The organism is Lelliottia sp. SL45 (assembly GCF_026672535.1).
GTDB lineage: Bacteria > Pseudomonadota > Gammaproteobacteria > Enterobacterales > Enterobacteriaceae > Enterobacter > Enterobacter nimipressuralis.
This window is the reverse complement of the sequence record NZ_JAPPRH010000009.1, coordinates 1-11,685: the sequence shown is the minus strand read 5'-3', so window position 1 is coordinate 11,685 and position 11,685 is coordinate 1. Positions and strand designations below refer to the sequence as shown.

Sequence of the window (11,685 nt, the reverse complement as noted above, 5' to 3'; positions counted from 1 at the left end):
GTCTTATTACGCGGTCTGATCCGCTCCAGTACTTCGCTGGAGCGACTTTGATGCCACCGGTATTGCTTATAACGGCACCGGACCCACTTTACCAACCGCCAGTCCAGTATTCGCTATAACCTGTTCATTTAACTTGGATAAAACTTCCCATAATAATTGATCCATCCACGCAGCTGCGGATTGATTCTTTCCGCAATTTCTTCTGCCGACAGTAAGCGCACCATCTACGACGTCTTGTGAAAACTGTCCTGTCTGGCAACAATCGCGCCCATCTATATTGATGGACACGAACGATGAATTCCCGGACAACAAAAGATATTACCTGCTTCCGTTCTTATCTACCCGATGCTCTGCGATTAAGATTTGAAGACAAGTTAAGCATCAGGATCATCGCCCAGCGTCTTGGCCTCAGTCACTCGACAATACATACGCTTTTTCAGCGATTTATTGCATCCGGTTTCGCATGGCCGTTGCCTGACTCAATTTCATTCGCTCAGCTTGATGCCATCCTTTATGCCAACCGAAAAAATGAATCCACTCGTCCTGAAATTAACGAAGAAAAATGGCGCAAAGACAGGCGTGCCAGTTACAGCCGTGAATTTAAAGTCAGCCTGGTGAAGCAGGCATTACGACCAGGTGCTGTCGTTGCCCGGATCGCCAGAGAGCACGATATAAATGATAACCTGCTGTTTAAATGGAAAAACCAGTACGAGGACGGCTTACTGAGCGATGATGACATACAGGAATGCCAGCCTGTTCCGGTGGCGCTGACTGATACGCCAGAGCCGATCAGGGCAGTGACGAATCCCTTCTGGCGAAACAAACCTTATGACTCTCCTGGAGATGAGCCCGGAAACGCGCCACGGTGCGAGCTGCATCTTAAATCAGGCGTTGTAAAGTTGTTTGACCCGGTGACCCCGGAGCTTCTTCGGGCGCTAATCCGCGAAATGAAAGGTGGTGTCCGATGATAACGTTGCCGACTGGCACCAGAATCTGGAGCATCGCGGGCGTCACAGATATGCGTTGCGGCTTCAACGGTCTGGCCTCAAAGGTGCAGAACACGCTGAAAGATGATCCGTTCTCCGGGCATATCTTCGTGTTCCGTGGCCGTAGCGGCAAAATGGTGAAAATCCTGTGGGCTGATCGTGACGGGCTATGCCTGTTCACCAAACGCCTCGAGCGGGGCCGCTTCGTGTGGCCGGTGACTCGTGAAGGGAAAGTGCATCTGACGCCCACCCAGTTGTCCATGCTTCTGGAGGGGATCGCGTGGCAGCATCCAAAACGAACGGAACGGCCTGGCATACGGATATAACCCATGATAAAACAGGGGCATGAACAGTTCACTCCCCGATGACATCGAGCCACTGAAGGCCCTGCTGGTCGCACAACAGGCGGTTATCGTTCGCTTGTCCGATGAAATAACCGGCTATGCCCGCGAGATCGACTCACTCAGAGCGCTGGTCGCTAAACTGCAGAGAATGCTGTTCGGCCGCAGTAGCGAGAAAAACCGCGAGAAGATAGAAAAGAAGATCGTGCAGGCTGAAAAGCGCATAACCGAACTCCAGAACAGGCTTGGCGAAGCGCAGTCGCAGCTCACCTCAATGGCCGGAGATAATACGCCGAAAGCATCAGACTCATCTGCCCGTAATTCGCTTCCGGCAGCACTCCCCCGCGACAGGCAGTTTATCTACCCACCAGAAAACGAATGCCCCGTCTGCAGTGGTAAACTGAAACCTTTGGGCGAAAGTATCTCCGAACAGCTGGATATCATCAACACAGCCTTCAGGGTTATAGAAACGGTGCGGCCAAAACTGGCCTGCAGCCGGTGCGACTGTATCGTGCAGGCTCCGCTGCCGCCGAAACCCATCGAGCGTAGTTACGCCAGCCCGGGCCTGCTGGCCCGCATCATCATGGCAAAGTTCGCTGAACATCTTCCCCTGTATCGTCAGGCTGAAATCTACAGCCGCCAGGGCGTGGAGCTGAGCCGCAATACGATGGGACGCTGGGTTGATGTTATGGGAGAGCAGCTTCGTCCGTTGTATGATGAACTGAACCACTATGTGCTGATGCCGGGTAAAGTGCATGCCGACGACACGCCGGTGAATGTACTGGAGCCCGGTAATGGTAAAACCCGTACCGGTCGGCTGTGGGTCTATGTTCGTGACGATCGCAACGCTGGTTCGACCATGCCGGCAGCCGTGTGGTTCTCCTACTCTCCCGACCGCAAAGGTATCCACCCACAGCAGCATCTGGTGGGATACAGCGGTATCCTGCAGGCTGATGCGTACGCGGGTTATAACGCCCTCTATGAAAATGGGCGGGTAACCGAAGCGGCCTGCATGGCGCATGCCCGACGCAAGATCCACGATGTACATGTTCGCCATCCAACAACAGTAACAACAGAAGCGCTCAGTCGTATCGGGGCGCTGTATGCTATCGAGTCAGAGATCCGCGGCAGTCCGGCAGAAGAGCGACTGGCGATCAGAAAATCCAGAACGGTACCGCTGATGCAGTCGTTTTATGACTGGCTTCAGGGGCAAATGAATACGCTGTCGCGCCACTCTGATACAGCGAAGGCGTTCACGTATCTGCTGAAGCAATGGGATGCCCTGAACGAATACTGTCGCAATGGCTGGGTGGAGATCGACAATAATCTGTGCGAAAACGCACTTCGTGTGGTTGCGCTGGGGCGGCGTAACTACATGTTCTTCGGCTCTGATAGTGGTGGCGACAGTGCAGCAGTGATGTACAGCCTGATCGGAAGCTGCAAACTCAACGGCATCGAGCCAGAAGCCTGGCTGCGCCACGTGATCAGCGTCATCAATACCTGGCCTGCCAACCGCGTGAAAGAGCTGTTGCCCTGGAACGTCAACCTCTCTGTAAACTAATTTTTACCCCACGTCCTTCACGGGGCGCTTACACCTGCTGTTCACCTGGCGTCAGCGCTATCGTCATCTGGTTGATGCGCCATCTGATGAGCATCCGGCACCAGCCATTATCCGTGACGATATCGTTCCTGTTGTGACCGCCGAATACTCTCAACCCGTGCTGCCCGCTGTCCCGGCATCATCAGCACAGAGCCTGCCACCGGATACCGGGCAACGCTGTGAGGTCAGCATCGGCCGTGCACGCCTCAAGCTGTCCGGCAATCTCACCCCGGCCATGCTGTCGGCACTGGTTCGCGAACTGAAGAGAGGTGGCTGATGATATCCCTTCCTACAGGTTCCCGCATCTGGCTGGTGACGGGCGTTACGGACATGAGAAACGGCTTCAACGGCCTGGCCTCCCGCGTGCAGAATGTCCTCAACGATGACCCGTTCAGCGGCCACCTGTTCATCTTCCGGTGGCGTCGTGGCGACATGATAAAGGTGCTGTGGGCGGACCGGGACGGCCTGTGCCTGTTCACTAAAAGGCTGGAACGCGGGCGCTTCGTCTGGCCGGTGACCCGTGACGGTAAGGTTCATCTGACGCCGGCGCAGCTGTCGATGCTGCTGGAAGGCATAAACTGGAAGCATCCCCAGCGGACGGAACGGCCTGGAATACGCATATAACCTGCTGTAAAGTGGGGTTATGGAGACCTCATACCCCGATGAAAATGCCCGGCTCAGGGCATTGCTGCAGGAGCAGCAAACGACCATCCGCAAAATGGCGGAATATAACCGTCTGCTCTCGCAGCGGGTGGCGACGTACGCCAGCGAAATCAACCGCCTGAAGGCGCTGGTTGCTAAGCTTCAGCGCATGCAGTTCGGCAAGAGCTCCGAAAAACTGCGTGAGAAAACGCAGCGGCAGGTGCGTGAGGCAGAAGAGCGCATCAGCGCCCTGCAGGAGGAAATGGCGGAGGTGCCGGGTGAGCAGCATGACCCGGCACTCCCGCAGCCGCTGCGTCAGTCTTCCGCCCGCAAACCGCTGCCCGCCTCACTTCCCCGCGAAACCCGCACGCTGTCGCCGGCAGAAAGCGCCTGCCCGGAATGCGGCGGCGACCTCAGCCTGCTGGGCTGCGACGAGTCGGAGCAGCTGGAGCTTATCAGCAGCGCCTTTAAGGTTATCGAAACGCAGCGGCCGAAGCTGGCCTGCTGCAGCTGTGACCACATCGTTCAGGCTTCCATGCCATCAAACCCCATCGAGCGCAGCTATGCGGGCCCCGGCCTGCTGGCGCGCATCGTCACGGCGAAGTTCGCCGAACTATCGTCAGTCAGAGATATACCGTCGTCAGGGCGTGGAGCTGAGTCGTGCCACGCTGGGGCGCTGGTCCGGTGCGGTCAGCGAACTACTGGAGCCGCTGTACGACCTGCTGCGCCAGTACGTGCTGATGCCGGGCAAGGTGCATACCGATGATATCCCGGTGCCGGTTCAGGAGCCGGGCAGTGGTAAAACTCGCACGGCCCGGCTGTGGGTCTACGTGCGGGATGACCGCAATGCGGGGTCACAGCTTCCGCCGGCGGCATGGTTCGCGTACTCACCGGACCGGAAAGGTGTCCATCCACAACAGCACCTTGCGGGATACAGCGGTGTCCTGCAGGCGGACGCGTACGGTGGCTACAACGCGCTGTACGAAGACGGGCGCATCATGGAAGCGGCCTGCATGGCCCATGCCCGGCGAAAAATCCACGACGTGCATGCCCGGACACCGACCGACATTACAACCGAAGCGCTGAAGCGAATCGGAAAACTGTATGCCATCGAGGCGGAGATACGCGGCAGCCCGGCAGAGGAGCGGCTGGCGGTGCGTAAAGAGCAGACTATCCCGTTAATGCAGTCACTGTATGACTGGATACAGGTTCAGATGAAGGTGCTGTCGCGCCACTCGGATACGGCGAAGGCGTTCGCCTACCTGCTGAAGCAGTGGGACGCGCTGAACCTGTACTGCAGCAACGGCTGGGTGGAGATAGACAACAACATCGCGGAGAACGCACTGCGTGGCGTTGCCCTGGGCCGGAAAAACTGGCTGTTCGCCGGTTCAGACGCGGGTGGTGAGCGGGCAGCGGTGCTGTACTCGCTGCTCGGCACCTGCCGGCTGAACGGCGTGGAGCCGGAGGCGTGGCTGCGCTATGTGCTGGGGCATATCCAGGACTGGCCGGTAAACCGGCTGCGCGATCTGCTGCCGTGGAAAGTCGATCTTACCTCAGCCTGACAGTCAATACGGTCTGGATGTGACGCTTACGATGAAAACGCTGTCGGTCCACGATGAGATGGCGAAGGCGTTCGCGTACATGCTGAAACAATGGGATGCGCTGAACGAATACTGCCGCAACGGTCAGGTAGAGATCGACAATAACATCGGTGAAAACGCGTTGCGCTCAGTGGCAGTTGGCAGAAAAAATTATCTGTTCTTCGGCTCTGATAACGGCGGTGAGGCCGCGGCGGTCATCTACAGCCTGGTTAGCACCTGCAAGCTGAACGGCGTGGAGCCGGAAGGCTGGCTGCGTGATGTTATAAGCAAGATCAACGCCTGGCCTTCAAACCGGCTACATGAACTGCTGCCCTGGAACCTCTCTTCTGTAAAATAATCCTTACGACCACGCTCAGGACGGAGCGCTTACGTTGATGCGAGAGTTCAACCATTTTGATTTTAAACTCAACGGGATAATTAGGGCTTTTTTTACGCACTGTGGTTAATGATTTCATGGATAGCGTCCACCATATTTGGTGTCCACTATCCTCTCAGGAATTTCAGGATCTGCCAGACGGTGCTGAGACGACGCTTACGCTCCGAGTGTCGCGAAAGGGTTTTCATCATTTCACACAGCCAGCTTTCCAGGGCCCTGTGCGGGTGGTTTTCATTGTAATGTGTGAACGCTGCTGCAAGGTTTAGCAGTGCTGTTTTCACATCCGTTTTTGGAGATTTCGAGGAAGTTGCATAATATTTCCGGCAGGTTCAGGAGCAGAGCTAGTGGTGTGTATGGATGTTAAATTCTCAATTTTCGCTTCCAGTTCGGCAATACGCAGTGTGGCCTGATATAAAGCATGTTCAGTAGTACCTCGCTCAAAACTGAGACGGTGAACTTGTAATTTAAGATTATCACAGGATTCGCGGTACTGAACTTTCAGTCTTCTCTCATTGTCTCGTTCTTTTCTTAGTGACTGAAGTAAATCATGCTGATTTACTATATCCCCCCTCTCTTCACGTTTTCCTTTATTATACTGGGCAATCATGTCACATGCGCGCTTTCGAAATTCATTATAAGGATTGTAATATAACGTCCCGCTACCCACTGCTGCTTCTTTAGCCAGCAGTGCTATGGACAGTTTTTTTCCCGGTGAAATATGTTTGCCTTCATTTCTAAGCAGACGTTCCAGTGCATCTTCAAACAGTTGCAGCTGGATTTCTGTTTTGCTGGGTTTTCTGCTCATTTTTCACACCTTTGAATATTTATACTGCTTTTCAGATTATATGGTTCAAACTGAATACCATGATCTGCCATTACTTTTTCGCAGGCACGAATACCAACAAGCGTTTTTGAAAGTATATTAGGCTGATTCAAATTCTGTCTGACAGCATTGCTGTGACGCGCTATGAGACGTTCACGCAAATCAGCGCGCAATAGTGCATGCTGGTACAGCATGACATCATGGCTGCATAACACCGGATTCAGAAGTGGATCCATTGTACATTCCAGTCGCTCACAGCCCGGATTAAGGCATAAACTATGTCCGTTGTCCACGATGGATAATTCCCCTTTGCGGATCGCCGCCTCTATTTCTTCCCTGTTATGGAACACAATATTGCCTTGAGCTATCTGCTTGCGAATCAGGGTACCCGCGGTACCTGAAACCGGCTCATCTGTCAGGTAGATCTTATCTGCAATATCAGTCATCAACAGCATGTTCATTTCAGCAAGTTCAGACTGAATCTCAGGATCTTGCTCCATATCAAATGTTTTTGCGACCTCAGCATTACGTCCGTACCAGACTGACATGCTGAGGTTCGTATGAGCAAACTGTTGCTTCACCTGCAAAAACGACCCAAAGTTATTGCGTAACAAGAATACAGCAAATGTTCGTCGAAACTGATGAGTGGCGATTGGCCATAGTTTATTCAAGGGAATATCCAATTTATTCAACTGCTTATTGAGCGCTTTAAATTCTGGTAGATGCTCCTCCCTTAGAAACGCCCCTGAAGAACCATCTTTAGCTGGGGCTGTTGCAACAAGTCTGTCCAGTGCATTCTTTATGCTGGATTTTGTTAACACAATATTCCCGCCACGGGCGCCGAGAGCTAAAAAAAGTGATTTTCCATGTTCTTCAAGCTTTTTCGCGGCGTTATGCCTGTCTGATCGCCTTAAAACATCGGACTCGATCCTCAGTCTTTTCCTGCGCGGTTCTGTTACCACCGCCAGTAATTCTGTTGCTACTCTCGCTACTGGAGCAGTCACCCACGCATGACGAACCGGAATACCCTGGCTGTATTTACTGGTTTTTCCAGTCAAAAGGCTGTGAGTGATACCTTTGAACGTTTGTTCATGATATGAGCCAGCCTCAAGTTCATACCACTCACCATTTCTCATCCCGCTGACGGCACCAATAACTGTGCCGCATGCCGCCAAAATATCGTTATAGAAAACCGTCAGCGTATCTGACGGAGCATAAATATAATTTGCCTGCTTTGAGAGCGTTGACAAGAATAGTTCATAGCGAAGCAGTGTGTTACTGACTGGCTTTGGCCGTTTTTGCTCCACTAGTGACAGGTATTCACTGAAAAGCAAAGCAAGGTCGTTTCGTGAACTATGCCAGGCTTCTAGCCGGTGAATCGCATGGGAATAAATTTGCACTGCCAGCGGCTGTGGGATCGCGAGCGTTTGTTGTGATATTTTACCTTTGTCAGCAAGTTTTTCAGCAAGTAATGTTACATTTTTGAGGGGGAAATGAACAAACCCATACCGATGGGCCAGAGTGAGTCCGGCAAGAAGATGTTTAACCCTTGTCACCGTTAATTTACGGGCTGAAATTGCATCCATTAATTTTTGTTGCATTCCAGAATCACCAAGCGCGGACATTACTGGTATTCCACACTGAATACAAAGCTGTGAAAGTGCAGACCATGCGTTGAATCTAGCCGAGACTCCAGAGATTCCCTCGCTGGAGGTACGCCTCTTTTCGAACAGATGGGTGTACATTAAATGCCTGACTGTCTTACGAAAGCTTTCCGGAATTCTTCCCCAGTTCCAGACAGCTACTCCCTGGCTGTTACCTGAACGGGTAAGAACATAGGCTCTGAAATCCCAGATATCGTCCAAAAAATAGCTAAGAGGTCTGCTATCTGGGTCGTAGCTGACAATAATGTCATTCAAAGAAGACCTGCCATCATTATGCAGTTCCACCCAGTTAGGTGATGTGATCGTAATATTGCTATTTGCAGGTTTAAATCGCGGATTCATCAATTTATTCCTCACCAGATCTCATAAAAGTCTGCCGCAGAATTCTCATCATCCCACAGAGGATGAGCATGGTTGTTGAATTTGCTTACGGCTTCTGCGTAAACCTTCGGGTAATCCTGTGCAACCTCAGTTAGCATAATATGTATTTTACTCATGACATCATGAATACGGGTTATCGGAAGATGGTGATTAATCGCAGGACGCAAGAAAGCCTCAGATAAGCTTTCACGGAAACTCAACATACACCATATGTCATCCACTTCAGCAACCAGTGCCTGAAATTCACATCCAAAACAGTCAAGGAACTTGAAACAAGCTACCGACTCCGACTGGTCTAATAAACCGCTGGAAACCAGCTCTCGCTTCAGTTCTTTTGCGTATTTTCCAAACGGCTGTCTGCACCGTATGCCTGATTTTGTCGATGCAGGTTCCGGCTCACCTTTGTCTATGATGTCCTGCACTCGCAAAGGCTTACCATATTTTGCCTCAACCGCTTTTCTTGCTTCATCAATGCTTGCACCGCGCATCGTAAGTTCTAAAGCCTCTGCAGCACTGCCAAGGCGATTTCGGTTATTGTGTGGGTTTCCATTCATGTAATGCCTTGCCGCGGTACTGTTCAGATTGTTCAGACCTTCTGCAACCATGGCTATGGAATTCGTATCAGCCATAAGACCATCACTTTTACTTTGACGAAATCGGCTGATTACAGGTCTGACCTGGTGAGTGCAGCGAGCGATAAACCAGTTAACATAACTAATAAGATCAGCTGAGTATATATTGCCGTCATACTGACCGTTGACAAATCGAGGAAATAGATAAGCATCCTGCGGCAGGTTTAAATGTGCAAGACAGCTAAGATAGGTGCTAAAAAAATCTCTTCCCCTACGGGTAAACCCCATGTCCCATACGTTAGCCCTTCCCCCTTGCCGCCCTTTGCTACTGATTAAACGAAAAAGATTGATTGTCTTATCAAAATAGAACCTGCGTTCAGCTATGTCGCTTCGACGCAGATATCTAAGAGGTGTATTGTTGTCTCCGGTGAAATTAGCAGTAAGGAAGAGCGCCGTTACCGATAATTTATTGAGCCACCTTGTACTGTTAGTTGGACTTGAGTCCCAGTTTGTGGCTGGTTGTTCGAAGGGGCAGGTCTTTGGCTCCCCATTTTTAAGTCGACTGACGAGAACATTAAACACCCGAAAAAGATCGCGAGAAACACCTGTCTGTTCATCGTCAGAATATGCCAATGTATTAGAGGACATAATATTATGGCGAACGATTTTTGGCATAAGGTCTGCGAGCTCATCATATCCTGCCCAAATGAGGAATGCTGCGAACCGATCACTCATTCCTCTATAATAGTTATGAGAACGATAATTGAGGTTAACCTGCATTTTTAGATGTTGCGCATATGCGCTTACGGTCGATTCGGTTAACTCAACTGGCCGCATAGTTGCATCACAAAAGCGAAAAAAAAAGACGACCATATTAAAGTCGTAATAAACCGTGCTACCACTCAATTTTTTAATACTGGCGACAAGCCACTGATAAATCTTGTTGATTAACGGTAGACGGGAAACATGAATTTTTACTTTATTGATCGATTTGAATGGCGGTACTCCATCATAAAGCAAACGAAAGACATAAATTGGTTTACATACACTCTCTCTGGTTGCATGATGCTCTACAGTAAGAATCAAATCAGAATAGTCTGTAGAATGGATGTCGCATTCTGAAATAGTGTACAATCCCGCACAAGGTATTTTTGCCATTTCAGTGCTCCATGTCCGGGTTCAAATCTCCCCAGATACCTATCGTTTTATCGTCGCCATAAATGAGATCCAGCCCCTCCTGATAAATGCGATCAGACTGCCTTGCAAGATTATTGTCCTCCCAGAATTTAACATACAAAGCTGTAGTCTGGGCTGATGAATGGCGCAAACGAGCCTGAACTTCTGACTCAACCTGGTCCCTGGTCATGACAGGTTGATTTGGATGCAGTGGATGTTGGTCGGAATGAGTCAGTTGCAATAATGCAATCGTCAGATATGTAGCGTAAGTTGATCGAAGATTATGAAACTTATGTGAAAATTCAGGCATAGTGAAATCAATGCGTACCGCATTTCGTATTTCTCCCCAGCGAGCATTGAGCGAATTTTCGTGATATTGCATTCCCTTATTATTTAGTAATAATGGTGGATATTGATGAGATAAAGAGTCTGAAGTATGGAGTAGGTATTTTGACAACCTCGCTTTGTATCGTGCGCTCTGTTTGTAAGCATATAAGTGATGCATAAGCCATGCCGGAATTTTAATTTCTCCTGACTCACCGCGCTTTGTATGGCAATTATTGCCAGGTCCAATCATGATGGTTATGGCTTTTTCGTTATAAAGAACTGGCTGAATCAGTGTACTACTGAAAGTAAGAACCTCCATTCTACGCATTCCTGTATACAAAGCGAGATATACTGCTATACACGATTCAGGTGAAATGGCTTTAATTATATATTTATTGTTCTCTCTGGCATACCCCCTTCTGCTATGAAGAACCTTTAAAAGTGACTGTAGTTCAGGCCTCTGTTCTTTGAGCAGAGGGCGTAAATGATTAGGGAGACGAGTATTTTTAACTTTGTCGCGTGCAATAATCTTCAGATCAGTTGTTCTGACTTTAATGTATCGATTAATATGCCCAAATATTCTGCCATCAGGAATATAAACTTCACTAAACTGACATGGAGCTCTCAGGAATCCCCCACAATGTTCTATCCAATATGTATAAAAACCAACAACAACTCCGCGGTAACTTTTTGCAGTAGAACTTGCAAGTCGTCGTTTTCCACTTATCGGCTCAACATGATCGTGTAAGGCTTGAAGATAATCACGGAAGCGATAGAGAGGACGCTGGTGCTTCGCACGAGGCATATCGCACCAGGATATATTTTCTCGTTCTAGAAAATCAAAAAACAATGTTAAGCCTTTTGCAATAGTGCAAAGATCCTTCCGCATGTCGACAGCATTACAATGAATTAAGTACTCATTAGCCGCATTAATGGGGTGGTCCTGTGAGTCAAAGAGTAAGATCATATTTTTAAGATATATACCGCTATCATCCCAAGACATCAAAAGACTCCCACTTTCAGTGAAGCTGAAACAGGGTTTTGCTTCGATGAGAAAATCACCGAGATTTGTGTAACGAACAGACATAGTAGAATCCCTCGAATTCCAGTGCTGAATAGAGTATAGGAGGGTTTTGGCCACCCATTCGAGAGATTTTCATCATTTTGAATGTGTGAATGTAATTAAAGAGTTAGAG

9 protein-coding genes and 3 pseudogenes are annotated in these 11,685 nt (G+C 49.8%); 6 read left to right on the top strand and 6 right to left on the bottom strand.

The annotated features are described in order from the left end of the window. Positions 1-128: 128 nt before the first annotated feature. A complete protein-coding gene (locus OVA10_RS26225; protein ID WP_442788008.1) occupies positions 129-224 on the bottom strand; it encodes a group II intron maturase-specific domain-containing protein in 96 nt (31 codons plus the stop codon). Between the two features lie 69 nt (positions 225-293). On the opposite strand from OVA10_RS26225, the gene tnpA reads away from it, so the two are divergent. The 6 genes and pseudogenes from tnpA to OVA10_RS23180 all read left to right on the top strand — a co-directional run. Then, positions 294-968 (top strand): IS66-like element accessory protein TnpA, encoded by a 675-nt coding sequence (gene tnpA / locus OVA10_RS23205; RefSeq protein WP_268196974.1) that lies wholly within the window; start codon positions 294-296, stop codon positions 966-968. After that, positions 965-1,312 carry an IS66 family insertion sequence element accessory protein TnpB gene (gene tnpB / locus OVA10_RS23200; RefSeq protein ID WP_268196973.1) on the top strand — a complete coding sequence of 116 codons (348 nt, stop codon included), beginning with the start codon at positions 965-967 and terminating at the stop codon, positions 1,310-1,312. The genes tnpA and tnpB (OVA10_RS23200) overlap by 4 nt, the downstream gene beginning before the upstream one ends. 19 nt (positions 1,313-1,331) lie before the next feature. After that, positions 1,332-2,888, top strand: coding sequence for an IS66 family transposase (gene tnpC / locus OVA10_RS23195; RefSeq protein ID WP_268196972.1), 1,557 nt, complete (start codon positions 1,332-1,334; stop codon positions 2,886-2,888). Between the two features lie 315 nt (positions 2,889-3,203). Further along, positions 3,204-3,551, top strand: coding sequence for an IS66 family insertion sequence element accessory protein TnpB (tnpB, locus tag OVA10_RS23190; protein ID WP_268196971.1), 348 nt, complete (start codon positions 3,204-3,206; stop codon positions 3,549-3,551). Positions 3,552-3,570: 19 nt separating this feature from the next. Beyond that, positions 3,571-5,131: pseudogene (gene tnpC / locus OVA10_RS23185) on the top strand (IS66 family transposase). A 31-nt stretch (positions 5,132-5,162) separates the two neighbouring features. Further along, a pseudogene (locus OVA10_RS23180) lies at positions 5,163-5,507 on the top strand (IS66 family transposase); the annotation flags it as partial. A 146-nt stretch (positions 5,508-5,653) separates the two neighbouring features. Here OVA10_RS23180 and OVA10_RS26220 read toward each other — a convergent pair. From OVA10_RS26220 to OVA10_RS23160, 5 genes and pseudogenes are all read right to left on the bottom strand, one after another. Continuing rightward, positions 5,654-5,839: pseudogene (locus OVA10_RS26220) on the bottom strand (hypothetical protein); the annotation flags it as partial. Then, positions 5,824-6,351, bottom strand: a complete 528-nt coding sequence (locus tag OVA10_RS23175) for a hypothetical protein (protein WP_268196970.1) — start codon at positions 6,349-6,351, stop codon at positions 5,824-5,826. The pseudogene OVA10_RS26220 and the gene OVA10_RS23175, both read right to left, overlap by 16 nt. Next, on the bottom strand, positions 6,348-8,375 hold the full coding sequence (locus tag OVA10_RS23170) for a hypothetical protein (protein ID WP_268196969.1): 2,028 nt from the start codon (positions 8,373-8,375) through the stop codon (positions 6,348-6,350). The genes OVA10_RS23175 and OVA10_RS23170 overlap by 4 nt, the downstream gene beginning before the upstream one ends. Before the next feature lie 11 nt (positions 8,376-8,386). Beyond that, positions 8,387-10,144 carry a hypothetical protein gene (locus tag OVA10_RS23165; RefSeq protein WP_268196968.1) on the bottom strand — a complete coding sequence of 586 codons (1,758 nt, stop codon included), beginning with the start codon at positions 10,142-10,144 and terminating at the stop codon, positions 8,387-8,389. 1 nt (position 10,145) lies between these two features. Then, complete coding sequence (locus OVA10_RS23160) at positions 10,146-11,576, bottom strand: site-specific integrase (protein WP_268196967.1); 1,431 nt, start codon at positions 11,574-11,576, stop codon at positions 10,146-10,148. Positions 11,577-11,685 lie beyond the last annotated feature (109 nt).

What these genes read in the sequence shown, in the direction of transcription:
- OVA10_RS23165 (WP_268196968.1), bottom strand. Translation starts at nt 10,144, where the DNA reads ATGGCAAAAATACCTTGTGCGGGATTGTACACTATTTCAGAATGCGAC.
- tnpC (WP_268196972.1), top strand. Translation starts at nt 1,332, where the DNA reads ATGAACAGTTCACTCCCCGATGACATCGAGCCACTGAAGGCCCTGCTG.
- tnpB (WP_268196973.1), top strand. Translation starts at nt 965, where the DNA reads ATGATAACGTTGCCGACTGGCACCAGAATCTGGAGCATCGCGGGCGTC.
- OVA10_RS23160 (WP_268196967.1), bottom strand. Translation starts at nt 11,576, where the DNA reads ATGTCTGTTCGTTACACAAATCTCGGTGATTTTCTCATCGAAGCAAAA.
- tnpB (WP_268196971.1), top strand. Translation starts at nt 3,204, where the DNA reads ATGATATCCCTTCCTACAGGTTCCCGCATCTGGCTGGTGACGGGCGTT.
- OVA10_RS26225 (WP_442788008.1), bottom strand. Translation starts at nt 224, where the DNA reads ATGGTGCGCTTACTGTCGGCAGAAGAAATTGCGGAAAGAATCAATCCG.
- tnpA (WP_268196974.1), top strand. Translation starts at nt 294, where the DNA reads ATGAATTCCCGGACAACAAAAGATATTACCTGCTTCCGTTCTTATCTA.
- OVA10_RS23175 (WP_268196970.1), bottom strand. Translation starts at nt 6,351, where the DNA reads ATGAGCAGAAAACCCAGCAAAACAGAAATCCAGCTGCAACTGTTTGAA.
- OVA10_RS23170 (WP_268196969.1), bottom strand. Translation starts at nt 8,375, where the DNA reads ATGAATCCGCGATTTAAACCTGCAAATAGCAATATTACGATCACATCA.